Origin of the sequence: Curtobacterium sp. L1-20, from assembly GCF_048755855.1 — a bacterium.
In the GTDB taxonomy this organism is placed as follows: Bacteria; Actinomycetota; Actinomycetes; order Actinomycetales; family Microbacteriaceae; genus Curtobacterium.
The window spans coordinates 285,192-310,596 of the sequence record NZ_CP151473.1; the positions used below are offsets into that span (position 1 = coordinate 285,192).

Consider the following 25,405-nt stretch of genomic DNA (forward strand, 5'->3'; position numbering starts at 1 on the left):
CTCAGCAGGTCGAGCCGTCAACCACGCCGGACGAGTCAGAGGCGCAGAAGGTCTTCCCGGTCGAGCTCGTCCCCACGACCTTGAAGGTCGGGGAGGTGGTCGACGAACCCGCCGTCGTCGTGTAGGCGAGAGAAGTGGTGTTGCCGCTCAGACTTGCACCATTCGTCTTCAGCGGGTCCGTGAGCGCAGTGGCGCCGGTGCCGCTGCCGAACGTGCCAGCGGCCGGAAGAGCACCGGACGACGACTGGATGGCGACGACAGCCGTCTTGAAGTTCGAGACGTCGGACTTGGCGCTCGAGTCCTTCGCGTTGTTCTGCACCCCGAGGTACACCGGGATGGCGATGGCAGCGAGGATGCCGATGATGATGACGACGACGAGGAGTTCGATCAGGGTGAAGCCCTTCTCGTTCTCTTCGAGGAGGCCCTTGCGGCGAGCGTTCAGCTTGCCCATGAGAGCGAAGTACATGATGGTTCCATTCTTCCGAGAATGTGATTGGGGAGTAATTCGGGGCTTGCTCTGCCGCCGCTGACGAGCGTATTCACCCAACTTTCCGGGCATAATCCCGAGAACGGGGGTGATCGCGGGTGCGAAATGCCCCCAGTACCGGGGGTGTGCGAACCGCGGACCACCCCCGACAAGGGGTGGCCCGCGGCTGCTGAAGCTACTTGACGAGCGAGGAGATCTGGAAGATGGGCAGGTACAGGGCGACGATCATTCCGCCGACCACGACGCCGAGGAACCCGATGAGCAGCGGCTCGATCAATGACGTCAGAGCCTCGGTGGATGCTTCCACCTCGTTGTCGTAGAAGACCGCGATTCGTTCCAGCATCAATTCCATCGAACCGGCATCCTCGCCGACCGCGATCATCTGCGCGACCATTGTCGGGAAGACGTTCTCACGTTCGAGTGGAGCTGCGATTGATTCACCTTTTCGCACCGATTCCGAAACGCGTTGCAGTGCCCGCTCGACGACGATGTTGTTGGAGACCTGACCGGCGATCTGGAGCGCCTCGAGGATCGGGACGCCGGCACCGATCATGTTGGAGAGGTTCCGAGCGAAGCGAGCCATCACGATCTTGCGGTTGAGTTGGCCGAAGACCGGGAGCCGGAGCTTGAACGGATCGATGGCTCCGCGGACGCGATCAGAGTTCCGGTTCGCGCGCCACCAGAACCAGCCGAGGACGATCACGACGGCGAGGACCGGCCCGACGTAGACCATCGCGTGCGACAGCCAGACGAGCATCATCGTCGGGAGCGGCAGCTGCCCCCCGAGGCTCGAGAACATGTTCTGGAAGATCGGCACGATGAACACGAGCATGATCACGACGGCGATCAGGGACATGCACAACACGACCACCGGGTACGTCATCGCCGACTTGATCGTGGACCGGAGCTTGTGCTCCTTCTCGAAGTTCGTCGCGATCGAGTCCATCGCCTGGTCGAGGAACCCACCGGTTTCCCCCGCCCGGATCATGTTGATCATGATCGGCGGGAAGTCCACCGGGTACTTCGCGACCGCGTCCGAGAACGAGACACCACGCTCGACGTCGTCCCGGACCTTGCCGAGGATCTCCTTGAGCTTCTTGTTGTCCGTCTGGTCGGCGAGGATCGACAGTGCCCGGAGCAGCGAGAGCCCGGAGGACAGCATGGTCGAGGCCTGCCGCGACATGATCGCGAGGTCCTTGAGCCCGACGCCCTTCTCGAAGCCGGGGATCTTGATCTCGGTCTGCAGGCCGGTGCCGGCCTTCGCCTCGGTGATCGCGATCGGCGAGACGCCCATGCCGCGCAGGCGCTGGACGACGGCCCCCTCGGACGACGCGTCGAGGCGCCCCTTCACGAGCTTGCCGGCGCCGTCGCGCCCGCGGTAGTCGTAGGCGAGCGACATCAGTGGCCTCCTGAGTACTTGTCGCCGAAGTCGATCTCGGACGCGGCGATCGCGGCGGCCGACGAATCGGACGGGGACTCGACGCGCTGCACGAGCCGGTCGAAGCCCTCGAGGTCGTGCACCTTCTCGAGCGCGGCCTTGCGGGTGATGGTGCCGACGTTGACGAGTTCGGCGAGGTCCTGGTCCATCGTGTGCATACCCATGTCACGCCCGGCCTGCATGGCGGAGGTGATCTGGTAGGTCTTGCCCTCGCGGACGAGGTTGCCGATGGCCGGCGTGGTCTTCATGATCTCGGTGGCGACGACGCGCCCGGCACCGTTGGCCTTCGGCACGAGCGTCTGGCAGACGACGCCTTCGAGGGTCGAGGCCAGCTGCGTGCGGATCTGCCCCTGCTGGTGCGGCGGGAAGACGTCGATGACGCGGTCGATGGTGCCGGGGGCGCTCTGCGTGTGCAGGGTGGCGAACACCAGGTGACCGGTCTCCGCAGCGGTGAGGGCGACCGAGATGGTCTCGAGGTCGCGGAGCTCCCCGATGAGGATGACGTCCGGGTCCTGACGCAGCACGTGCTTGAGGGCGGCGGCGAACGAGTGCGTGTCCGCACCGACCTCGCGCTGGTTGATGATCGCCTTCTTGTGGTCGTGCATGAACTCGATCGGGTCCTCGACCGTCACGATGTGGTCGGCACGGGTCTCGTTGACGAGGTCGATGAGCGCGGCGAGGGTGGTCGACTTGCCGGAACCGGTGGGGCCGGTGACGAGCACGAGCCCGCGGGGCAGCTTCGCGAAGTCGCCCACGTACTCGGGGATGCCGAGCTGCTTGAGGGTCTTGATCTTGGTGGGGATGATGCGGAACGCCGCCCCCCAGTTGCCGCGCTGCTGGTAGTAGTTCACGCGGAAGCGGTACTCGGGCGACAGCGAGTAGGCGAAGTCGAGCTCCTGCTCGTGGTCGAACTGACCTGCCTGCTCGACGGACAGCAGCGTCTTGAGCGCCGCGATCACCTTGTTGCGCGCCCACGGACCGCCCGGGACGGCGGGACGGAGCGACCCGTCGACGCGCACGGTGGGCGCGGCGTCGGCGGTGAGGTGGAGGTCGGAGGCGCCTTGGTAGACGACCTGCGCCAGTGCGGTGATGAGGTCGGGGTCGGCGACCTCGCGTGCGTGGCGGGTGAAGTTGATCTCGGCCTGCCCCTCGGGAGCGGGCGCGTAGGTCGCGTTCGGTCGCGGGGTGGTCGCGGGCACGGTCTGGAGGATCGTGGTCGGGTCCGCGGGCACCACCGGCAGGTGCTGGGTCACGGCGTCGGCGTAGCCGTAGGACGCCGTCGACGGCGGCACGGCTGCGGGCGGCGTCGCGGGCGCAGCCTGCGGCTGCGCGACCGGCACGGCCACGGGGTCACCGGCCGGCACGGGCCACGTCGCGGCCGACGCCGGCGGGACCGGCGCCGACGGAGCAGGCCACGCGGTGGTCTCGTTCGACAGGTCGTGGACGGGTCCGGCCGAGGCGGTGGTGATCCGCGTCTCCAGGGCGGGCGAGACGGGCTGCTGGGCCGCGGCGGCGGCGAGCCGTGCAGCGCGACGGCCACCGATCTCGGCGCCGGGGCGACCGGGGTGCCAGCCCGCGACGGGTTCGTCTCCCGGTACGGAGATGTCGTAGACGGAGTCAGTCATCGTTCCACTCCCACGCCTACGCGACCACGCGCAGGATCTCGTCGATGCTCGTCATGCCGAGCTTGACCTTCTCCCACCCGTCCTGGCGGAGGGTGAGCATGCCCTGCTGCTGGGCCACGCGGCTGATCTCGGCGCTCGAGGCCCGTGCGACCGCGAGCCGCTCGATCTCCTCGGTCACGGTCATCACCTCGTGCAGGGCGATGCGACCGCGGTACCCGGTGTTCGAGCAGACGGCGCAGCCGACCGGTCCGTGGAACTCGGGCACCGCGGTGTCCTCGGACGGGATGAAGCCGAGGGCGACGAGCTGGGCGGGCGTGTAGTGCGCCGGCGCCTTGCAGCGGTCGCAGAGCCGGCGCGCCAGGCGCTGGGCGACGACGGAGTCGAGGGCGGACCCGACGAGGAAGGGCTCGATGTCCATCTCGGTGAGTCGGGTGATCGCTGACGGGGCGTCGTTGGTGTGCAGGGTCGAGAGCACCAGGTGCCCGGTGAGCGAGGCCTCGATCGCGATCTGCGCTGTCTCGTGGTCGCGGATCTCGCCGAGGAGGACGACGTCGGGGTCGGACCGGAGGATCGAGCGCAGTGCGGACGCGAACGTCAGCCCGGCCTTCGGGTTGACCTGCACCTGGTTGATGCCGCCCATGCGGTACTCGACCGGGTCCTCGACCGTGATGACGTTGATCTCCGGTCGGGCGACGGCGTTGAGCGTCGTGTACAGCGTGGTCGACTTGCCCGAACCGGTCGGCCCGGTGACGAGGATCATGCCGTACGGCTTCGAGTAGGAGCGCTGGTACGCCTGGAAGTTCTGCTCGAGGAGGTTGAGGTCCTTCAGGGACATCGACGTGTTGGTGTTGTCGAGGATCCGCATGACGACCTTCTCGCCCCACACGGTGGGGAGCGTCGCGACGCGGAGGTCGATCTGACGACCGCCGTGGCGCACCGACATGCGGCCGTCCTGCGGCTTCCGACGCTCGGCGATGTCGATGTCGCTCATGATCTTCAGGCGGCTGATGACGCCGTTCTGGATGTTCTTCGGCGCCGGGGCCATCTCGTGCAGCACGCCGTCGATGCGGTAGCGGACACGGACCTCGTGCTCGCCGGGCTCGATGTGGATGTCGGACGCGTGGTCCTGGATGGCCTGCGAGACGAGCAGGTTCACGAAGCGGACGATCGGGACGTCGTCGAGCGAACCGTCGGTCAGGTCGACCTGCTGCTGCGACTGCGCCGAGGCCTCTTCCTCGAGGGAGGAGGTCAGGTCGTTCAGTTCGTCGTCGGCACGCAGGTAGCGGTCGAGCGCGGCGGCGAGGTCGCGCTCCTCGACCTGCAGCGGCTTGACCGGACGGCCGGAGGCGGTCCGGGCGTCGTCGATCGCGAGGACGTTGGTTGGGTTCACCATGGCGAGGACGAGGACCTCGCCCTCGAAGCCGACCCCGAGCACGCCGTGCCGGCGGCAGAGCGCTGCCGGCAGCATCGAGACCGCGGTGCCGTCGACCGGGTAGTCCGTCAGCGGCACGGTCTTCGAGTTGTTCGACGCGGCGCGGGCGGTGATGTACTGGGCCTCGCTGACGAGCCCCTGGTCGACGAGCGAGCGGATCGAACGGTCGTCGATCTCCTCGTCGCCGGTCATCGAGTCGAGGTGCTCGATCGGCAGGGCTCCGTTGAGGATGAGGATCTCGGACAGCGTGGCCATGTGCTGCGGAGCCTCCTTCGGGTCGCGCGCGGTTCGTGGGGACGAGCGCCGCAGGGAATCGGCGCCCGACCACGCTACGTCCGGGGCGGAGGACCTCCGCAGTCCCACAACGAGGGGGCGAGGGGGTGTCGACTGGCCCCAGTGCAGGGGTACCCGCGGGTATCGACCACGGCGTCTGCGCGCGTCAGAGCGGTGTCGACGCGGTGACCTCGACGGCCCCGGAGACGAACCCGAGCCGCTCGTAGATGCGGCCGGCACCGCTCGGGTTCTCGGCGTCGACGTGGAGCACCGCCGCCGACAGACCGTCGGAGCGGACGGCCCGCAGTGCGGCGTCGGTGACGACCGGTGCGAGCCCGAGCCCGCGTGCCGACCGCACCACCCCGACCCAGTGGACGTACGCGAAGGAGCGGCCGCGTGCCGCGAAGGCGTCCGGGTCGACCTCGACGATCGCGAACGCGACGATCGCTCCGTCGGGACCGACCACGATGCGCGACAGGTCCAGCCGGCTCTTGGACGCCGTGAGGAAGCCGCGCCAGTCCGACTCGACCATCGGCTGCGAACCCCAGTGGTCGCGGAACGCGTCGTTCTTCGCGAGCCGCAGCGGCTCGATGTCGTCGGCGGTCGCCGGTCGGACGACGAAGCCCTCGGGCAGCGGCGGGACAGCGGAGCGGCCGGAGCCGTCGGAGCCGTCGGAGCCGTCGAGCACGGCCTCCATGTCGATCCAGTTGCGCGTGGGCGAGAACCCGAACCGCGCCGCGAGCCGCAGGGCGGAGGCTCCCTGCGGCGCTCCGACGTCGATGCTCGCCGGCAGGTCGACGTCGAGCGCCGCGAGCCGCTGGCGGGCGCGACCGACCTGCCACGCGAACACCCGACGGCCGATGCCGAGCCCGCGCACGGCGGGGTGGACCGTCCCCTCGAGGAACACCCGCGCCGCGGTGACCCGGGAGGGGACGTCGATGACGATGCCGAACGCCTGCACATGCCCCTCAGCATCGACGCCGACGACGGTGTCCCGCTCGACCTCGAGCCCTTCCGTGGACAACGTTCGTTCGAAGTCGTCGGTGGAGGGACGAGCGTGCGGGTCGTCGACGGCCGCGGCTGCGACCGCCAGGGCGTGCACCGCGTCGAGGTCCTGCCGCGAACCGGCGCGGAACACCAGTCCCCCGACCGGCACCGGGAGCTCGAGGTGGGCCGGGGCCGTGATCCGTTCGCGCAGCGTCGCCATCGGACCAGCCTGCCAGAAGCACCGCTCGACGCGGCTGACGCCAGCCGACCCTCGACGCGCGGGCACCACCCGGGACATGATGAGTCATGGACATCACGAGTGTGACCGTGGGGCTGCCCGTCACCGACATCGAGGCGTCCTGCCTCTGGTACGGCGCCGTGTTCGAACGCACCGAACCCGACCTCGAGCCGGACGAGGGCATCGCCGAGTACGAGGTCGGCGGCATCTGGATCCAGCTCTACGAGGACGACGACGCCGAGGAGAACCCGGTGAGCGTGCGCTTCGGCGTCGACGACGTCACGGCCCAGCACGCCCGTATCGGCGCCCTCGGCATCGACGTCGGCCCGGTCGAGTGCGTCGACGGCGCCGTCGACTGGTTCGACGTCCGCGATCCGGACGGCAACGTCCTCAGCCTCTTCTCCCTCGTCGACGAGACCGGCCGCGGTTCCGGTCGCGACAACGGCGCGGACCGCCGGCTCTAGACGCGCCCACCCACCGGCCTGGAGGCGCGGTGCCGACCCCAGCCGCGCCTCCCGTCCGCCACGTCTCCCGTCTGCCACGTCACCGGTGGGCAGGAACGGGAACGGCCCCCGCATCCGAGGATGCGGGGGCCGTTCCGGTGGAGCTCAGGCTCAGTTGTAGGTGCCCGGCGTGAAGTCGTCCGACGAGAAGCTGTCGAAGTCGACGAAGCTCAGGTCGGCGTCCGAGAACGACGAGTCGTCCGCGAAGATGCGGTTGGGGTACCGCTCCGCCTTCGCTTCCTCGGTCGCGTTCACGTCCACGTCACGGTACCGGCTGAGGCCCGTCCCGGCGGGGATGAGCTTACCGATGATGACGTTCTCCTTGAGGCCGACGAGGTGGTCCTGCTTGCCCTCCATGGCCGCCTGCGTGAGCACGCGGGTGGTCTCCTGGAAGGACGCGGCGGACAGCCACGACTCGGTCGCGAGGGACGCCTTGGTGATGCCCATGACCTCCTGGCGAGCGGAAGCGGTCTTGCGACCCTCCTGCAGCGCCGCACGGTTGAGCTCGTTGTACCGCGAACGGTCCACGAGCTCGCCCGGGAGCAGGTCGGTGTCGCCGTGGTCGACGACGGTGACCTTGCGGAGCATCTGCCGCACGATGACCTCGATGTGCTTGTCGTGGATCGGCACGCCCTGCGAGCCGTACACGTCCTGCACACCGTTGACGAGGTGCTTCTGGACCTCACGCACACCCTTGACCCGGAGGACCTCCTTCGGGTCGACCGTGCCGGCGATGAACTGCTCGCCGAGCTCGACGTGCTGCCCGTCCTCGATGAGGAGGGTCGCACGCTTGAGCACCGGGTAGATGAACGGCTCGTCGCCGTTGTCCGGCGTCAGGATGATGCGACGACCCTTGTCGGTGTCCTCGATCGTGGCGCGGCCGGGGGCCTCGGCGATCGGGGACGCACCCTTGGGGGTACGCGCCTCGAACAGCTCCGTGACACGCGGCAGACCCTGGGTGATGTCGTCGGCCGAGGCCGAACCACCCGTGTGGAAGGTACGCATCGTCAGCTGGGTACCGGGCTCACCGATGGACTGGGCGGCGATGATGCCGACCGCCTCGCCGATGTCGACGAGGTTGCCCGTGGCGAGCGAACGGCCGTAGCACTTGGCGCAGACACCGACGCTCGACTCGCAGGTCAGGACCGAGCGCACCTTGATGCTCTCGACACCGGCAGCGATGAGCTTGTCGATCAGGACGTCACCGACGTCCTCACCGGCCTCGGCGACGACCGTGCCCTGCGCGTCCGTGGCCGGGGTGGCCAGGGTGCGCGAGTACACGGTGTTCTCGACGCGCGGGTCGCGGACCAGCGTGCCGTCGGCGCCCACGGTCGCGATCGGGAGCTCGAGGCCCCGGCTCGTGCCGCAGTCGTCCTCGCGGATGATGACGTCCTGCGAGACGTCCACGAGACGACGGGTGAGGTACCCGGAGTCCGCGGTCCGGAGCGCGGTGTCGGCCAGACCCTTGCGGGCACCGTGCGTGGCGATGAAGTACTCCGCCACGGTCAGGCCCTCGCGGTACGAGTTGATGATCGGGCGGGCGATGATCTCGCCCTTCGGGTTGTTCACCAGACCACGCATACCGGCGATGTTGCGCACCTGCAGCCAGTTACCACGAGCACCGGACGACACCATGCGGTTGATGGTGTTGTCGACCGGGAAGTTGTCGCGCATCTCCTGCGCGATCTCGTTCGTGGCCTCGGTCCAGATCTTGATCAGGTCGGCGCGACGTTCCGCGTCGGTGATCAGACCCTTGTCGAACTCGCCCTGCACCTTGGCCGCCTGGACCTCGTAGCCCGCGATGATCTCCTTCTTGCGAGGAGGCGTCACGACGTCCGAGAGCGCGACGGTCACACCGGAGCGCGTACCCCAGTAGAAGCCGGCGTCCTTGATCCGGTCCAGCGCGGCGGCCGTCTCGGTCTTGGAGTAGCGCTCGGCGAGGTCGTTGACGATCGCTGAGAGCACGCCCTTGTCGGTGACCTTCTGGACGAACGGGTAGTTCGCCGGGAGGGTCTCGTTGAAGAGCGCACGGCCGAGGGTGGTCTCGAGCAGCACGGTGTCGCCCTGCTCGTAGCCCTCGGGAGCCTCGCCCTCGGCGAACCACACGTCGTCCATGCGGATCTTGACGAGCGCGTTGAGGTGCAGCGTGCCCTGGTCCTTCGCGAGGATGGCCTCGGCGACGGAGGAGAACGCACGGCCCTCGCCCACGGCGCCCTCGCGGACGGTCGTGAGGTGGTGCAGACCGATGATCATGTCCTGTGCGGGCAGGGTCACCGGGCGGCCGTCGGACGGCTTGAGGATGTTGTTCGAGGCGAGCATCAGGATGCGGGCCTCGGCCTGGGCCTCGACCGACAGCGGCAGGTGCACGGCCATCTGGTCGCCGTCGAAGTCCGCGTTGAACGCAGCACAGACGAGCGGGTGCAGCTGGATGGCCTTGCCCTCGACGAGCTGCGGCTCGAACGCCTGGATGCCCAGACGGTGCAGCGTCGGCGCACGGTTCAGCAGGACGGGGCGCTCGCGGATGATCTCCTCGAGCACGTCCCACACCTGCGGACGCGAACGCTCGACCATGCGCTTGGCCGACTTGATGTTCTGCGCGTGCGACAGGTCGATGAGGCGCTTGATGACGAACGGCTTGAAGAGCTCCAGCGCCATCTGCTTGGGCAGACCGCACTGGTGCAGCTTCAGCTGCGGGCCGACGATGATGACCGAACGGCCCGAGTAGTCGACGCGCTTGCCGAGCAGGTTCTGGCGGAACCGACCCTGCTTGCCCTTGAGCATGTCGCTCAGGGACTTCAGGGCGCGGTTGCCGGTACCCGTGACCGGACGCCCACGACGACCGTTGTCGAACAGCGCGTCGACCGCTTCCTGCAGCATGCGCTTCTCGTTGTTCACGATGATCTCGGGGGCACCGAGGTCGAGCAGGCGGCGGAGACGGTTGTTGCGGTTGATCACACGACGGTAGAGGTCGTTGAGGTCCGACGTGGCGAAGCGGCCACCGTCGAGCTGCACCATCGGGCGGAGCTCCGGCGGGATGACCGGCACGACGCCGAGCACCATCGCTGCCGGCGAGTTGCCGGTGGCGAGGAAGGAGCTGACGACGCGCAGACGCTTGATCGCGCGGATCTTCTTCTGGCCCTTGCCCTCGGCGATCTGCAGGCGCAGCGCCTCGGCCTCGGCAGCCAGGTCGAACGCCTCGAGCCGCAGCTTGATCGCCTCGGCGCCCATGTAGGCGTCGAAGTAGATCCCGAAGCGGTCCTGGAGCTCGTGGAAGACGGCGTCCTCGGGCTTGAGGTCGCCCACCTTGAGGTTGCGGAAGTCCTCCCACACGCGCTCGAGGCGGGTGATGTCCTCGTCGAACGACTTGCGGACCTGGGACATCTCCTTCTCGGCGGTGTCCTTGGTGCGGCGCTTGACGTCGGCCTTCGCGCCCTCTTCCTCCAGCGCTGCGAGGTCGTCCTCGAGCTTCTTGAGGCGGTCCGCGATGATCGAGTCACGCTGGCCCTCGAGGGTCTTGATCTCGAGACGCATCTCGTTCTCGAGACCGGGCATGTCCGCGTGACGGCCCTCTTCATCGATGTCGATGATCATGTACGCCGCGAAGTAGATGACCTTCTCGAGGTCCTTCGGCGCCATGTCGAGGAGGTAGCCGAGGCGCGACGGGACGCCCTTGAAGTACCAGATGTGCGTGACGGGCGCGGCGAGCTCGATGTGGCCCATGCGCTCACGGCGGACCGAGGACTTGGTGACCTCGACGCCGCAGCGCTCGCAGACGATGCCCTTGAACCGGACACGCTTGTACTTGCCGCAGGCGCACTCCCAGTCGCGGGACGGACCGAAGATCTGCTCGCCGAACAGACCGTCCTTCTCGGGCTTGAGGGTGCGGTAGTTGATGGTCTCCGGCTTCTTGACCTCGCCGTACGACCACTGGCGGATGTCCTCGGCCGTGGCGAGACCGATCCGCAGTGCGTCAAATGAAGTTGCTTCGAGCAATGTTCTTCTCTCTAGCTGGGTTCGTTACGAGTACGGGCGGGATCAGATGTCGTCGACGGACGACGACTCGAACCGCGAGGAGATGTTGATGCCGAGCTCTTCGGCGGCACGGAAGACCTCGTCGTCCGTGTCGCGGAGGCTGACCGCCTGGCCGTCGGCCGAGAGGACCTCGACGTTCAGGCAGAGCGACTGCATCTCCTTCATGAGGACCTTGAACGACTCCGGGATGCCGGGCTCCTGGATGTTCTCGCCCTTGACGATCGCCTCGTAGACCTTCACGCGGCCGAGGATGTCGTCGGACTTGATCGTCAGGAGCTCCTGGAGGGCGTAGGCGGCGCCGTACGCCTCGAGCGCCCACACCTCCATCTCACCGAAGCGCTGGCCACCGAACTGCGCCTTACCACCCAGCGGCTGCTGCGTGATCATCGAGTACGGACCGGTCGAACGGGCGTGGATCTTGTCGTCGACCAGGTGGTGCAGCTTGAGGATGTACATGTAGCCGACCGAGACGGGCTCCGGGAACGGCTCGCCGGAGCGGCCGTCGAAGAGCTGCGCCTTGCCGGACGAGCCGATCAGTCGCTCGCCGTCGCGGTTCGGGAGCGTGGAGTCGAGGAGGCCCTCGATCTCGCGCTCGTACGCACCGTCGAACACCGGGGTGGCGACCTTCGTGCCGGGGGCTGCGCTGTGCGCGGCCTCGGGCAGTGCGGAGGCCCACTCCTGGATGCCCTCGACGTTCCAGCCCTGCTTCGCGAGCCACCCGAGGTGGATCTCGAGGACCTGGCCGAAGTTCATGCGACCGGGGACGCCGAGCGGGTTGAGCACGATGTCGACCGGGGTGCCGTCCGCGAGGAACGGCATGTCCTCGACCGGCAGGATCGTCGAGATGACGCCCTTGTTGCCGTGACGACCGGCGAGCTTGTCACCCGCGGTGATCTTGCGCTTCTGGGCGATGTAGACGACCACGCGCTGGTTGACGCCCGAGCCGAGCTCGTCGTCGCCGTCCTGCGAGTCGAACACCTTGACGCCGATGATCGTGCCCTCTTCACCGTGGGGCACCTTCAGCGAGGTGTCGCGCACCTCGCGCGACTTCTCGTTGAAGATCGCGCGGAGGAGGCGCTCTTCGGCGCTGAGCTCGGTCTCGCCCTTCGGCGTGACCTTGCCGACCAGGATGTCGCCGGGGCGGACCTCGGCACCGATGCGGATGATGCCGCGCTCGTCGAGGTCGGCCAGGAGGTCCGGGCTGACGTTCGGGAGGTCGCGGGTGATCTCTTCCTTGCCGAGCTTGGTGTCGCGGGCGTCGACCTCGTACTCCTCGATGTGGATCGAGGAGAGCGTGTCGTCCTTCACGAGGTTCTGCGACAGGATCATCGCGTCCTCGTAGTTGTAGCCCTCCCACGGCATGAACGCGACGAGGAGGTTCTTGCCGAGCGCGAGCTCGCCGTTCTCCGTCGCGGGGCCGTCGGCGATGACCTCGCCCTGCTCCACACGCTCGCCGGCCGAGACGACCACGCGGTGGTTGTAGCTCGTGCCCTGGTTGGAGCGGTCGAACTTGCGCAGGTAGTAGGTCTGCGTGCCGCCCTCGTCGAGCTGCAGGGTCACGGCGTCGGCCGAGACCTCGGAGACGACACCGGCCTTGTCGGCGGTGACGACGTCGCCGGCGTCGATGGCCGTGTAGCCCTCCATGCCGGTGCCGACGAGCGGCGACTCGGAACGGAGGAGCGGGACGGCCTGGCGCTGCATGTTCGCACCCATGAGGGCGCGGTTCGCGTCGTCGTGCTCGAGGAACGGGATGAGCGAGGTCGCGACCGACACCATCTGGCGCGGCGAGACGTCCATGTAGTCGACCTCGTCCTTGGCGACGAGCTCGACCTCGCCGCCCTTCTTGCGGACGAGCACCTTGTCGTCCTGGAAGTGGAAGTCGTCGGTCAGCGGGGCGTTGGCCTGCGCGACGACGAACTCGTCCTCTTCCGAGGCGGTGAGGTAGTCGATGGTCTTCGTGACCTCACCGTTGACGACCCGGCGGTACGGGGTCTCGATGAAGCCGAACGAGTTGATCCGACCGAACGACGCGAGCGAACCGATCAGGCCGATGTTCGGGCCTTCCGGGGTCTCGATCGGGCACATGCGGCCGTAGTGCGACGGGTGGACGTCACGGACCTCGACGCCGGCGCGCTCACGGGACAGACCACCCGGGCCGAGGGCCGAGAGGCGACGCTTGTGCGTCAGACCCGCGAGCGGGTTGTTCTGGTCCATGAACTGCGACAGCTGGGACGTCCCGAAGAACTCCTTGATCGCGGCGACGACCGGACGCACGTTGATGAGCGTCTGCGGCGTGATGGCCTCGATGTCCTGCGTGGTCATGCGCTCGCGGACGACGCGCTCCATGCGGGACAGACCCGTGCGGACCTGGTTCTGGATGAGCTCGCCGACGGCGCGGATGCGACGGTTGCCGAAGTGGTCGATGTCGTCCACGTCGAGGCGCAGCTGCACCGGCTCGCCGTCACGGACGCCGTCGAGCGTCGTGCGCTCGGCGTGCAGGGAGACGAGGTACTTGATCGTGCGGACGATGTCCTGCACGGTCAGGACCGAGTCGCTGAGCGCCGCGTCGATGCCGAGCTTGCGGTTGACCTTGTAGCGGCCGACCTTCGCGAGGTCGTAGCGCTTCGGGTTGAAGTAGAAGTTGTCGAGGAGCGCACGCGCGGCCTCGGCGGCGACCTGCTCGCCCGGACGCAGCTTGCGGTAGATGTCCTTGAGCGCCTCTTCCTTGGTGAGGATGGCGTCCTTCTCGAGGGTCGACTCGATCGAGGCGAAGCCCTTGAACTCGTCGAGGATCTCCTCGCTCGTCATGCCGAGCGCCTTGAGGAAGACCGTGACCGACTGCTTGCGCTTGCGGTCGATGCGCACGCCCACCTGGTCGCGCTTGTCGATCTCGAACTCGAGCCACGCACCACGCGACGGGATCACACGAGCGGAGTAGATGTCCTTGTCGGAGGTCTTCTCCTGCTGACGCTCGAAGTAGACGCCCGGGGAACGGACGAGCTGCGAGACGACGACACGCTCGGTGCCGTTGATGATGAACGTGCCGCGCTCGGTCATGAGCGGGAAGTCACCCATGAAGACGGTCTGCGTCTTGATCTCACCGGTCATGTGGTTCATGAACTCGGCGTTGACGTAGAGCGGCGCGGCGTAGGTCTTGCCACGCTCCTTGCACTCGTCGATCGAGTACTTCGGGTCCTCGAGCTCGGGCGACGTGAAGCCGAGCTGCATGGTCTCGCCGAGGTCCTCGATCGGGGAGATCTCCTCGAAGATCTCCTCGAGGCCGGAGTGCAGCGCGAGGTCGGTGCGACCCTGCTCCTGACCTTCGGCCAGGCGGGCCTTCCAGACGTCGTTGCCGACGAGCCAGTCGAAGCTCTCCGTCTGGAGCGCGAGCAGATCCGGAACCGTGAGGGTGTCCGTGATCTTGGCGAACGAGAGTCGCGAGTGGTTGCGACCGTTCTTGGGGTTGGTGGATGCGTTGGGCGCAGCAGCCAAGGGTTTGACCTCCGGTAGGCCCCGTCGGGCCGGTACTGACGAGCAGCACGTAGGTGAGTGGATTGAACGCTCGGCGCACCCTCGAGGACACGCGATCACGTGACGGCCGGTGAGCTGTGCACGTGTGCGATGATCTGGGTGAGCGGGCCCCGCCGACATATACGGGACCGGCACCACCGCGGCACGTTCGAGAGAACACGTTCTGATGAACGCTGTGTCGACCGCAATATGACGACACTGATGCCAGGGAGCGCGAACTGCCATCATAGGTCGGCCTGGACAGCGGTGTCCAGTCCTGGCTTGACCGATTTCAGCAGTGGCGTGTATAAGCCCGCAAGCGCCGTCGGCATTCCCGCGGCCCGGGCCCGAGCACGCGTGTCAGCGCACCGTGCCGGACGACCCGAGGGCCGAGCAGCCGCCTCAGCGCACCGCGCCGAACGCCCTCGCAGCAGCCTCGGGTCGACGGGTCCGCACGAACGTCACACGCCCGCGGTCGTCGGTGAACTCGACCCCGGTGCCCGGCGTCAGGATGAGCGCCCGGACGCCGCGGCGCAGACGCAGTCCCACCCCGCCGTAGGTCGTCGCGTCCGCCTCGACGAGCCGCGCGGCGACGATCCGCCGTCGGGCGACGCGCCGGGCGGGCAGCGGCCGGAAGTGCAGCACGACGTCGCGGTCCGTCACCGTGAACCCGGACCGGGCGACCAGGAGCAGGAACCCGGCGCCGACGGCCACGAGCGCCGGGACGATCAGGGCGGCCTCGGGCGCCTCCCCCGGCCAGCCCAGGACCGCGGCGGTGAGTCCGAGTCCGCCCACCAGGAGCGCGGCTCCGACGGCGCGCATCCAGGTGGGTGCCGACTCGAGGTCGGTGAAGGCGGGGACGGCGTGCGACGCCGCGCGCCTGGGCGCCAGGGTCCGGGTGGCCGGGGCGGTGCGGTGGGTCGGGAGGTTCATGGTGTCGGTCACGGGCTGCGGGCTCCTGCGGATTCGTGGTCCGGTGTGCGGTGGCGTCGTGGGGTCGACGCGGGCACGGCACGGTGTGCAGCGGACAGCTCGTGGCCGTCCGCGGGCGGCGCGCAGGCGCGGGTGGGGCCCGGCACGCCGACGACGCGCACCGGGACGCGGCGGTGGGGTCGCCGGTCGGTCCACGTCGTGGTCACGACGGGTGCGGACGCGCGAGGTGTGGGGCACTGCGCGGGTCGACGCACCAGTGGTGACGACCCGGAGGACGGTAGCCGCTGCGCCTTGGCGTCCGCTGGACGTCCATGCGTACGCATGAACGCCGGAGCGGCAAGCTCCGGACTCCGAGCTCCGCCTCAGCGCAGGACCCGCGCCACCGCCTCCGCGCGGGTCCGCACCCCGAGCTTCGCGAACACCTGGTTGACGTACGACTTCACGGTCGGCACCGTGAGGAACAGCTCGGCGGCGATGTCCGGGTTCGAGCGGCCCTCGGCGATGCGCGCGAGGACGTCCGCCTCGCGCGGGGTCAGCTCCGGGAACCGGGTCCGCAGCCCGGCGGTCGGCACCTGTCCGTGGTCGTCGGTGGCGGGCGGCGCGTCCCCGAGCCGCGCGACGAGGCGCGCACCCACCGTGGCGTCGAAGGTCGACTGGCCCGACGCGACCGCTCGGATCGCGGTCGCGATCTCCGCGCGTCCCGCGTCCTTCGTGAGGTACCCGCGCGCGCCGGCACGGAGCGCGGCGACGATCGACTCGTCGTCGGCGAAGGTGGTGAGGACGAGGACGGCGACCGACGGGTGGCTCGCCGCGATGCGCGCCGTCGCGGTGGGACCGTCGACGCCGGGCATCCGCAGGTCCATCAGGACGACGTCGGGTTCCTCCCGCGCGACCGCGGCGAGCGCCTCCGCCCCGTCCGACGCCTCGCCCACCACCTGCAGGTCCGGGACGAGCGACAGCACCGTGACGAGGCCGTCCCGCACGATCGCCTGGTCGTCGACGACGAGCACGCGGACGGTCACGGGCGCCCACTCTCGGCACCGGCGGTGGCCGTCGGCACGTGCATCGCGACGATGAACTCGTCGTGGTCCCGCTGTGCCGCCAGAGTGGCGCCGCTGGCGAGTTCCGCGAACCGCTCGCGCATCCCGAGCAGCCCGTGTCCGGCGCCGGACAGCGGGTTCGCCACCACGACGTCCACGGCGTCGCCGTCCCGGATGACGGACAGGGACACGGGGCGGCCCGGCGCGTGCCTGCGCGCGTTGCTCAGCGCCTCCCGGACGACCTGAACCACGGCGGCGCGGTGGGCCGCGTCGAGGACGGACAACGTCGTGTCGCCCTGCGTCACCACCTCGCCGCCGAACGAGCGGTGCGCGTCCACCAGGGCCGCCAGGCCCGCCAGGTGGTCGTCGGCAGGCCGGGAGGCGCGGACCGCGCCGACGGACCCGGTCGCGTCCGCAGGGGTGGCCGGCACCACCGCCGGGGTCGCCTCGGTCGCCTGGGCGTCCGGTCCGTCCGTGTCGTCACGGAGCGCGTGCACCGCGCGACGGGCCTCGGCCAGCCCCTCGGCGGCCAGGGTCCGGGCCTCACCCGCGCGCGTCCTCGCGTCCTCGACGCGTCCGGCCTCGAGGAGGGCCTCGACCGCGTCGAGCTGGAGCACCAGGCCGCCGAGCGAGTGCGCGAGCACGTCGTGGACGTCCCGGGCCGCACGTGCGCGGTCGGCGAGGAGCCGGGCACGCTGCTGCTCCCGCTCCGCCTCGTCGGCCCGCACCGCCGCGACGCGGAACTGTCGGCGGCTGAAGCCGACGAGGAGTCCGAGCAGCAGTCCGCCGCCCGCGCCGAGGACGAACTGGACGGAGGCGTGCTCGACGGTGGCGCAGACGGCGATGACCACCAGGGCGGCGAGCGCGGCGACCGCCGACGTCCAGACGGGCAGGGTGAGGGCGGCACCCAGGACGACGATCCCGACGATCACCGGGACGATCATCAGTGATCCCGTCTGCACCACCACCGACGCCCCGGCGGCGATCATCACGCAGGCCGCGACGGTCACCACCCGCGGCGACCGACCGGACTCGCGCAGCGCCCACGCGGCGAGCGCGACCGCACCGACGACCCAGACCCACGCCGGGTGCTCGAGCTGCAGGCCGTTCCGCACGAACCAGAACGCGACGACCACGATGCCGAGGGCGTTGAGGCCCCACGCGGCACCGGGACGCGACCGGCCCCCGGGGAGGTCGGTCGGTCCACGGCCGGGCAACGGGGTCACCGGACCATCATGCCGCGCACCCGGTGCTCGCCGCGGGGGATCCGCTGGTCGAGGACGACGGCGCGGGCGGCGCGGTTCAGCGCCAGGACGAGCAGCACCGTGCCGGTCGACGTGAGGAGGTGGGCGCCGAGGTGCCCACCGACGACGTCGAGTCCGACGCGCACGACGACGAGGACGATCCACAGGCCCGCACCGAGCCACCCCGTCCGGGACTGGAGCGTGCGGCCCTTCTCGTCCGGGGTGCCGACCGTGCGGAAGCGGGTGATGCGCCCCGTGGTGAGGCCGACGCCGATCGTCACGAGGGCCTCGATCCCGAGGAACACGACGTCCGTGCTGGTGATCGTCGCCGTCGTCTGGACGAGGAGGACCACCCCGATGATCCCCATGACGAGCGGGCCACGCCAGATCCGTGCCGGGTCGAGGTACCGCCAGGTGGTCTGGCGGTACGCGAGGAACGCGACGAGTGCGATCCCGATGAGGACGTCCGCGACGAGCTGGACCGACATGGTGTGTTCCTTCCGAGGGGGTCCGGCGGGGCCTTCCCGACCGGTGACACCAGCCTCGGCGGCGGGCGTCGGCCGGCACACCAACCAGGGGTGGGGGCACGGGTGGTGATCGTGGGCGGCCGCTCGGTGGTGTTCCATTGGGGGCATGGCTGATGCGTTCGACGGGTTCCGGATCGGTGCGGGCTACGCGGTCGTCGAACCGGACCGACACCGACCGGGGTCGTTCACCCTGGTGGTCGACGGCACGCCGCAGTCCCACGTCGACCTCGAGGACCCGACGCACCTGGCGTTCGAGTACATCCGCCGGATCGGGCACGCGATCGACCTGCTGCCCGACGGACCGATCACGGCGCTGCACCTCGGCGGCGGGGCCCTGACGCTCCCGCGCTACGTCGCCGCCACCCGACCGGGCTCGCGGCAGCAGGTGATCGAACTCGAACGCGACCTCGTCGACCACGTGCGGGACGCGCTGCCCTTCCCCCGCGGCGCCTCGATCCGGGTGCGGTACGGGGACGCGCGCGAGGTGCTCGAGAAGCTGCCGGCCGGTCTGCGCGGCACCGTCGACCTCGCGGTCGTCGACGTGTTCGGCGGGTCGCAGATCCCCGCACACGTCACGAGCGTGGAGTTCTACCGCTCCGTCGCGTCCTTCCTGTCGCCCACCGGGATCGTCGCCGTGAACGTGGCGGACGGCGCCGGCCTCGCGTTCGCACGGGGGCAGGCGTCGACCCTGCAGTCCGTGCTGCCGTCGGTCGCGGCGGTCGCGGACACCGGGATGCTCAAGGGGCGGCGGTTCGGGAACATCGTGCTGCTCGGCTCCCCCACCGACCTGCCCGTGGCGGAGATGCCGCGCCGGTACTCGTCCGACCCCATGCCCGCGAAGGTCGTGCACGGCGCCGAACTGCGGTCGTTCGTCGCCGGAGCGCCGATCGTCACCGACCAGACCGCGGTGGCGTCGCCCGAGCCGAACCGGAGCGTCTTCGGCGGCTGACCTCGTCGCGTCCACCCGATCCCGGGCACGGACCACGGTCGGCTGCCAGGATGGGGAGGACGACCGTGCAGCCGCGCGACCGAGTGATGGGAAACCCGATGACGGACCACGACCGGAACGACCAGGACCGCGCCGGCGACGGCCGGGTGCCGAACTGGGGCGAGGGCCAGCAGCCCGCGTCCGCACCTGCCGACCAGCCCGGGCACGACGCGCCGCGGTACGGCGAGCGCGCACCCGAGGCCGACGCACCCCGCTACGGCGAGCGCGCACCCGAGGGCCACACGCCGCAGTACGGGGCGCAGCAGTACGACGCGCCGTCCGACGGTGACCAGCAGGGACGGTACGGGCAGGTGCAGCACGACCAGCACCAGTACGGTCAGCAGCCGTACGCCGCGTCCTCCGCGCCGACCAGCGCCGGCGCCCCGGCGTGGCAGAGCTACGAGGAACCGAAGCGCAAGAAGAAGACCGTCGGCGTCGTCGCGTTCGTGCTCGGTCTCGCGTCCCTGGTGATCGGCGTCGTCGGCGGGTACCTCATGGGCTCCGCACTGGCCAACAGCGACGCGATCTCGAAGCTGGTGCCCACCGACGGCTCGACGCCCGACCAGGGGCAGCTCCAGCAACAGCTCATGAACGACCCGAACGTGGTGTCCCAGCTCGGGGTCGGAGCCGTCGTCGCCGGCGTCGCCGCGCTCCTCGGCCTCTGGGCCCTCGTCCAGGGCATCATCGCGATCGCGACGAAGCGCGGCCGCGGATGGGGCGTCTTCGCCGTCGTCCTCGCGGCGGTGGCGACCATCGCGACCTTCGCCACGTACATCGGCGTCGCTGCGGCGGCGGCCGTGGGCGGCGGCAACTGACGACCGGCCTGCCGGGACGGCCCGTCGTGCTCCGGCACGGCGGGCCGTCGTCGTCCTGGTCACCGTGCACGTCCCCCGTGCGCGTGGCACCGCTCGCTCTCGGGGCGGCGCGGCTACCCTCGAACCGATGTCCCTCCCGCCCGACGACCGCCAGCAGCCCGACCGCACCGACCGCGCTCGGGAACCCCGTCATGCCGCGCCCGTGACGGCCGGTGTCAGCCCGGGCAGCACCTTCGCCCCGATCAGCCTCCGCCCCGCCGTGGACGCCGACGCGGTCCAGCAGCGACTGCGGGACCTCGGGCAGAGCCGCAGCACCGACGCCCTCGCCGAGCGTGCGGAGCTCCTGCGGTTGCTCGGACGGCTGGACGAGGCCCTCGTCATCGCGGAAGAGGTCTTCCGTCTGACGATGTTCACCGGGGAGCGCTCCGACAAGGTCGCCGCCCGCATCCGGCGCGCCCACGTCCTGCACGACCTCGGCCGCTACGAGCGTGCTGCGACCGAGTCCGCGCTCGCCCGCGACACCGCCCGGACCGAGGAGTGGCCGGAGCTCGAGGGCGCCGCTGCGGAGCTCGAGGGCTGGTCGCTGTTCGAGCTCTCCCGGTTCGACGAGGCCCGCTCGGCGCTGTCGCGCTCGTACCAGGCGTTCCGGAAGGCCGGGGCGCCGTCCGAGCGCACCGAGGCCCTCCGCACCGCGGTCGAGGCGGCGCTCCGGGCGTCGGTGGCGCAGCCGAAGCCGGCGGAGGACCGTCCCCGTACCGCACGGGAGGTCGCCGCCCGCCGCGCCGACGAAGAGGAGCCGACGACCCGCGTGGCCGAACCGGTGAAGCAGGTCCCGCCGATCCGCCGTCGCGTGCTCGGCGCCCCGGACGCAGCGCGCACCGACGCCGACGACATCTGGGGCCGCATCGCCGCACGTGCCGCGCAGCAGGGCCAGGCCGGTCGGGACGAACCGGACGACGACCTCCGGTGACGATGCTCACGCTCGAGGCCGTGCGGACCCGGGCCGAGCAGCTCATCGCCGCGCACCTCGGCGGCGGCGGTTGGTCGTTCGGCTTCGACCACGCCAAGACCCGGGCCGGCCAGTGCGACTTCGCCCGCAAGCGCATCACCATGAGCCGGTACCTCGCCGTCCGGTCCTCCCCGGACGACGTCGACCAGGTGGTGCTGCACGAGATCGCACACGCCCTGGCCGGCGCACGGGCCGCGCACGGGCCGACCTGGCGTCGGACGGCCGCCGCCCTCGGGTACACGGGCTCACGGCTCTACGACGGCCCCGTCGCGAGCGAACTCGCCCCCTGGGTCGGCACCTGCCCGGCCGGCCACGAGCACTTCCGGTACCGCACCCCGACGCGGCCCCTCGCCTGTGCGCGGTGCTCGCGCCGGTTCGACGCCCGCAACGTCATCACGTGGAACCGTCGGCCGTCGTCGGAGCGCCGGGCTACCGCATGACCCGGTGACGGCTCGGAAGGCGCGCCGCTGAGCCGTTAGCCTGGGCGGATGCACACGGGGCAGCACATCCGCACGGACGCCGGTTCCTCCTGGTTCTTCGACGCCGGTCGGATCGCCCTCGACTTCGCGCACACCGGCGGGTACGCCGACGACCCGGACGGCCGGCGTCCGCGCGCGCAGCTCGGCGAGCTCCTGGCGACCCCCGCCGACCTGGACGAGTGGCTGTCCGACCACACCGAGCCGATCGACGTCGGCGCGACGGTCCGCGAGCTGCAGGACGCGCGAGCACTCCGGGCCGCCATCGCGCGGCTGGCGGTGGCGGCGGCCCCGGCGCCGCCGTCCTCGGCGGCGGAGCGCACCGCGGTGGCGGCGGGCCTGCGCGCCGGGACCGGGCGGACGCGCCCCGCGCCCGACGACATCGACACCGTCAACCTGTTCGCCGCCCTGCCGGACGTGCCCCCGAGCCTCCCGGGTGGCCGTCGCCGGGCCGGAGCGAACCGGGTGCGGCTCGCACAGGCGCTGTCGAGCGTCGCGCGCGACGCGGTCGCGCTGTTCACGGAGGTGGGGTTCGACGACGTGGCCGCGGACGGTCAGCCCACGCGGCTGAGCCGGTGCTCGGCGGACGACTGCGGGCTCGTCTTCTACGACTCGTCGCGCGGCGGGACGCGGCGCTGGTGCTCGATGCAGCGCTGCGGGAACCGCGCGAAGGTCCGGGCGCACCGCGCCCGACGCGCCGCCGCCTGAGCGGCACCACCCACGCGCGGCCGACAGCGGTCAACGCCGCACCGAAAACGGATGTTCGGCGCGCCGAATCCTCTGGCATGCTGAACGGCATGACGGCCACCGCCTCGCCCCCGCACTCCCCGGAACGCTCACCGCGTCGGCGCGGAGCCGGGCTCGCGCTGCTCGGACCGGCCTTCGTCGCCGCGATCGCGTACGTCGACCCGGGCAACGTCGCGGCGAACCTCACCGCGGGGGCGGCGCACGGCTACATGCTCCTGTGGGTGCTCGTCGCCGCGAACGCCAGCGCCGTCGTCGTCCAGTACCTGTCGGCGAAGCTCGGCGTCGTCACGGGCAGGTCCCTGCCGGAACACCTCGGGCTGCGCATGCGCCGCACGCCCCGGCTGCTGTTCTGGGCGCAGGCCGAGATCGTCGCGGCGGCCACGGACATCGCCGAGGTGATCGGCGGCGCACTCGCGCTCTACCTGCTCTTCGACCTGCCGCTGGTCGTCGGCGGGATCGTCACCGGCGTCGTCTCGATGGTCGTGCTCAGCCTGCACAGCCGTCGTGGGACGCGCGCCTTCGAGACGGTCGTGACCGCGATGCTGGCGATCCTGACCATCGGCTTCTGCGCCGGGCTCCTGTTCGCGCAGGTCGCCCCCGGCGAACTCGTCGCCGGCCTCGTCCCCCGGTTCGACGGCGCCGGATCGGTGGTGCTGGCGGCCTCGATGCTCGGCGCGACCGTCATGCCGCACGCCGTGTACCTGCACTCGGCCCTCGCCCGTGACCGACACGGCGACGTCCCGGCCGGGCCGGAGCGCCGGCGCGTGCTCGTCGCCACGCGCTGGGACGTGGCCCTCGCGCTCATCGTCGCCGGCGGTGTGAACGTGTGCATGCTCGTCCTGGCGGCGGCGACGCTGCCGGGCGTCCCCGGGACCGACTCGATCCCGGGGGCGCAGCGCGCGATCGCGGAGCACGTCGGACCGACCGTCGGGGTGCTGTTCGCGGTGGGGCTGCTCGCCTCGGGACTCGCGTCGACCTCGGTGGGCTGCATGGCCGGCGCCGAGATCATGCGGGGGCTGCTGCACGTGCGGATCCCGCTGGTCGTGCGCCGCCTGGTCACGCTGGTGCCGGCGATCGTCCTGCTCGCGGTGGACGCCGACGCCACGATGCTGCTGGTGGTGAGCCAGGTGGTCCTGAGCTTCGGGATCGCCTTCGCCATCGTGCCGTTGGTCGTGTACACCTCGCGGCGGAGCGTGATGGGGGAGGACGTCAACACGGTGACCACCCGCGTCGTGGCGGGCGTCATCGCGACGGTGATCGTCGCGCTCAACGTCGCGCTGGTGGTCCTGACGCTTGCCGGGTGACCGCTCACCACGGGACGACGACGGCGCCGCGCCCCAGGTGGGACGCGGCGCCGTCGGGCGGTGCTCCGCCCTGTGGGGCGCGGCGCCGGGGTCGTCAGTCGACGACCCGGACGCCCTTCCAGAACGCCACGTAGCCGCTGTAGTCCTTACCGACGCGGTCGAACGACGAGGGGATCGGCGTCGGGTACGACCAGGCGTTGTCCTGCAGCGCCTGCCCGTCGACGTTCACGGTGTAGTACTGCGTGTCGCCCTTCCACGGGCAGTGGTACTGGGTCGGGCTCTCGGTGAACAGCTCGGACTTGACGCTCGACGGCGGGAAGTACCAGTTGCCCTCGATCTGGATGAGGTCCTCCTGGGGGGCCTCGGCGATCACGGTGTCTCCGACGACTGCCTTCATGGCGTGCTCCTTCGCTCTGCGGATGTCGACCGGAACGCTACGCGCGCGAGGTCGATTCCCGCAGGGTGACCAGTTCCCCCGGGGCGGCCAGCGCGGCCTGCACGACCGACGGCTCGAGGGTGGCCGCCGACTCGGAGGCGCTCACCAGGTGCTTCACCGCACGACGCAGACCGGTCCACGCGGCGCAGGCCGCCGCCGCCTCGGGCGAGGTGTGGTCGATGCCGACCTCGGTGAGCGCGTCGACGACGGCTCCGGCGGCGAGCAGGTCCTCGACGGCGAAGTCCGGCACGTCGGGTGCGTCCACGACCTCGCCGGCGGCCTCGGCGGCGTCGGGTCCGGGTACCGGCGCACTGCCGGCGGCGACCACCGCGACGACGCACCGGTCACCGCGGTCGGCCTGGAGGCGCGTCACGCGTCCGGCGACCGCGGCCGCGTCGGCGAGGTGGCCGAGCACGACCTCCGGACCGGCCGGCAGCCGCGCGGCGAGGGCGCGCAGTGCTCGTGCGCGGTCGTGGTCGGAGCGCGCCGCGGGCGTCGGCAGGACGTCCACCCACACGAGCAGGTGGGCGTCCGCGGCGATGCGAGCGGCTCCTGCGAGACCCCATGCGAACCGGACCTGGTACTTCTCCTGCGTGCGCGCTGCCACCCGATCCACGATAGCCGCCGGGAGGACACTGACCGTTTCCACAGGTGGTGGCCGCCCGTGCTCCGGCGTCGGGCGCCGACCGTAGGATCGGGTGCCATGGAGATCGCCCCCGCACCCACCCTGACCGGCGACCGCGTCACCCTCGAGCCCCTCGGCGCCGAGCACGCGGACGACCTGCGGGCGGCGGTCGCGGACGGCGACCTGTGGCGCACCTGGTACACCTCGGTCCCCGCCCCGGCGCAGGTCGACGACGAGATCGAGCGGCGCATCGCCGAGCACACGGCAGGGCGGATGGTGCCCTTCGCCGTCCGCGACCGGCCGACCGGCCGCGTGGTGGGGGCGACGACCTTCATGCACATCGACACCGCGAACCGTCGCGTCGAGATCGGCAGCACGTTCCTCGCGCGGTCGGCCCAGCGATCGGGCATCAACACCGAGGCGAAGCTCCTCATGCTCTCGCACGCCTTCGACGTCTGGCAGTGCATCGCGGTCGAGTTCCGCACGCACTGGCACAACCTGCAGTCGCGGACGGCGATCGCGGCGCTCGGCGCCAAGCAGGACGGCGTCCTCCGCAACCACGCCATCGGCCGCGACGGCACCCTGCGGGACACCGTGGTGTTCTCCGTCATCGCCCCGGAGTGGCCGGCCGTCCGCCTGTCCCTCACCGAACGGCTCCGGCGGCACGACCGCGCCGAGGGGTCGCGCCGCCGCTCCGCACGGCACGCCTGAGTCCCGGCGTCGGCGACGGCGCGCG

The 25,405-nt window shown here is 70.6% G+C and carries 21 protein-coding genes; 8 read left to right on the forward strand and 13 right to left on the reverse strand.

Going from position 1 to position 25,405, the window contains the following annotated elements; genetic code table 11:
- Nucleotide 1 precedes the first annotated feature (1 nt).
- The 5 genes from AAEP86_RS02795 to AAEP86_RS02815 form a co-directional block, all read right to left on the reverse strand.
- The gene (locus tag AAEP86_RS02795; protein WP_420369028.1) at nt 2-466 is read right to left on the reverse strand and encodes a type II secretion system protein; all 465 of its coding nucleotides are present in this window, start codon (nt 464-466) and stop codon (nt 2-4) included.
- A 196-nt stretch (nt 467-662) separates the two neighbouring features.
- Entirely contained in the window at nt 663-1,886 is a 1,224-nt protein-coding gene (locus AAEP86_RS02800) for a type II secretion system F family protein (protein ID WP_420369029.1), read from the reverse strand.
- On the reverse strand, nt 1,886-3,550 hold the full coding sequence (locus tag AAEP86_RS02805; protein ID WP_420369030.1) for a type IV pilus twitching motility protein PilT: 1,665 nt from the start codon (nt 3,548-3,550) through the stop codon (nt 1,886-1,888). The genes AAEP86_RS02800 and AAEP86_RS02805 overlap by 1 nt, the downstream gene beginning before the upstream one ends.
- 16 nt (nt 3,551-3,566) lie before the next feature.
- Nucleotides 3,567-5,237, reverse strand: coding sequence for a GspE/PulE family protein (locus AAEP86_RS02810; protein WP_420369031.1), 1,671 nt, complete (start codon nt 5,235-5,237; stop codon nt 3,567-3,569).
- Nucleotides 5,238-5,421: 184 nt separating this feature from the next.
- On the reverse strand, nt 5,422-6,462 hold the full coding sequence (locus AAEP86_RS02815; protein ID WP_420369032.1) for a GNAT family N-acetyltransferase: 1,041 nt from the start codon (nt 6,460-6,462) through the stop codon (nt 5,422-5,424).
- Between the two features lie 86 nt (nt 6,463-6,548).
- On the opposite strand from AAEP86_RS02815, the gene AAEP86_RS02820 reads away from it, so the two are divergent.
- Nucleotides 6,549-6,944, forward strand: a complete 396-nt coding sequence (locus AAEP86_RS02820) for a VOC family protein (RefSeq protein WP_420369033.1) — start codon at nt 6,549-6,551, stop codon at nt 6,942-6,944.
- 150 nt (nt 6,945-7,094) lie between these two features.
- On the opposite strand, the gene rpoC is transcribed toward AAEP86_RS02820, so the two are convergent.
- The 6 genes from rpoC to AAEP86_RS02850 all read right to left on the reverse strand — a co-directional run bounded on the left by rpoC (nt 7,095) and on the right by AAEP86_RS02850 (nt 18,230).
- On the reverse strand, nt 7,095-10,976 hold the full coding sequence (rpoC, locus tag AAEP86_RS02825) for a DNA-directed RNA polymerase subunit beta' (RefSeq protein ID WP_420369034.1): 3,882 nt from the start codon (nt 10,974-10,976) through the stop codon (nt 7,095-7,097).
- A 42-nt stretch (nt 10,977-11,018) separates the two neighbouring features.
- Nucleotides 11,019-14,507, reverse strand: coding sequence for a DNA-directed RNA polymerase subunit beta (gene rpoB / locus AAEP86_RS02830; RefSeq protein WP_420369035.1), 3,489 nt, complete (start codon nt 14,505-14,507; stop codon nt 11,019-11,021).
- 420 nt (nt 14,508-14,927) lie between these two features.
- Entirely contained in the window at nt 14,928-15,470 is a 543-nt protein-coding gene (locus tag AAEP86_RS02835) for a hypothetical protein (protein ID WP_420369036.1), read from the reverse strand.
- 350 nt (nt 15,471-15,820) lie between these two features.
- Nucleotides 15,821-16,480, reverse strand: coding sequence for a response regulator transcription factor (locus tag AAEP86_RS02840; RefSeq protein WP_420369037.1), 660 nt, complete (start codon nt 16,478-16,480; stop codon nt 15,821-15,823).
- Nucleotides 16,477-17,724 (reverse strand): sensor histidine kinase, encoded by a 1,248-nt coding sequence (locus tag AAEP86_RS02845; RefSeq protein ID WP_420369038.1) that lies wholly within the window; start codon nt 17,722-17,724, stop codon nt 16,477-16,479. The genes AAEP86_RS02840 and AAEP86_RS02845 overlap by 4 nt, the downstream gene beginning before the upstream one ends.
- On the reverse strand, nt 17,721-18,230 hold the full coding sequence (locus AAEP86_RS02850; protein WP_420369039.1) for a hypothetical protein: 510 nt from the start codon (nt 18,228-18,230) through the stop codon (nt 17,721-17,723). Before AAEP86_RS02850 ends, AAEP86_RS02845 begins: the two co-directional genes overlap by 4 nt.
- A 145-nt stretch (nt 18,231-18,375) precedes the next feature.
- Here AAEP86_RS02850 and AAEP86_RS02855 point away from each other — a divergent pair, with 145 nt between their 5' ends.
- The 6 genes from AAEP86_RS02855 (at nt 18,376) to AAEP86_RS02880 (ending at nt 23,608) form a co-directional block, all read left to right on the forward strand.
- Nucleotides 18,376-19,218 carry a spermidine synthase gene (locus AAEP86_RS02855; protein ID WP_420369040.1) on the forward strand — a complete coding sequence of 281 codons (843 nt, stop codon included), beginning with the start codon at nt 18,376-18,378 and terminating at the stop codon, nt 19,216-19,218.
- A 98-nt stretch (nt 19,219-19,316) separates the two neighbouring features.
- Nucleotides 19,317-20,072, forward strand: coding sequence for a hypothetical protein (locus AAEP86_RS02860; protein WP_420369041.1), 756 nt, complete (start codon nt 19,317-19,319; stop codon nt 20,070-20,072).
- A 127-nt stretch (nt 20,073-20,199) separates the two neighbouring features.
- Nucleotides 20,200-21,042: a hypothetical protein gene (locus tag AAEP86_RS02865; RefSeq protein WP_420369042.1), complete on the forward strand. Its 843-nt coding sequence runs from the start codon at nt 20,200-20,202 to the stop codon at nt 21,040-21,042.
- Nucleotides 21,043-21,044: 2 nt separating this feature from the next.
- Nucleotides 21,045-21,521, forward strand: a complete 477-nt coding sequence (locus AAEP86_RS02870; RefSeq protein ID WP_420370433.1) for a SprT-like domain-containing protein — start codon at nt 21,045-21,047, stop codon at nt 21,519-21,521.
- 48 nt (nt 21,522-21,569) lie between these two features.
- On the forward strand, nt 21,570-22,265 hold the full coding sequence (locus AAEP86_RS02875; RefSeq protein WP_420369043.1) for a CGNR zinc finger domain-containing protein: 696 nt from the start codon (nt 21,570-21,572) through the stop codon (nt 22,263-22,265).
- Nucleotides 22,266-22,354: 89 nt separating this feature from the next.
- On the forward strand, nt 22,355-23,608 hold the full coding sequence (locus tag AAEP86_RS02880; RefSeq protein WP_420369044.1) for an Nramp family divalent metal transporter: 1,254 nt from the start codon (nt 22,355-22,357) through the stop codon (nt 23,606-23,608).
- Nucleotides 23,609-23,702: 94 nt separating this feature from the next.
- On the opposite strand, the gene AAEP86_RS02885 is transcribed toward AAEP86_RS02880, so the two are convergent.
- Both AAEP86_RS02885 and AAEP86_RS02890 read right to left on the reverse strand, forming a co-directional pair.
- The gene (locus AAEP86_RS02885; RefSeq protein ID WP_070417652.1) at nt 23,703-24,005 is read right to left on the reverse strand and encodes a DUF427 domain-containing protein; all 303 of its coding nucleotides are present in this window, start codon (nt 24,003-24,005) and stop codon (nt 23,703-23,705) included.
- A gap of 37 nt (nt 24,006-24,042) precedes the next feature.
- Nucleotides 24,043-24,651, reverse strand: a complete 609-nt coding sequence (locus AAEP86_RS02890) for a hypothetical protein (protein WP_420369045.1) — start codon at nt 24,649-24,651, stop codon at nt 24,043-24,045.
- Nucleotides 24,652-24,747: 96 nt separating this feature from the next.
- On the opposite strand from AAEP86_RS02890, the gene AAEP86_RS02895 reads away from it, so the two are divergent.
- Complete coding sequence (locus AAEP86_RS02895) at nt 24,748-25,380, forward strand: GNAT family N-acetyltransferase (protein WP_420369046.1); 633 nt, start codon at nt 24,748-24,750, stop codon at nt 25,378-25,380.
- Nucleotides 25,381-25,405 lie beyond the last annotated feature (25 nt).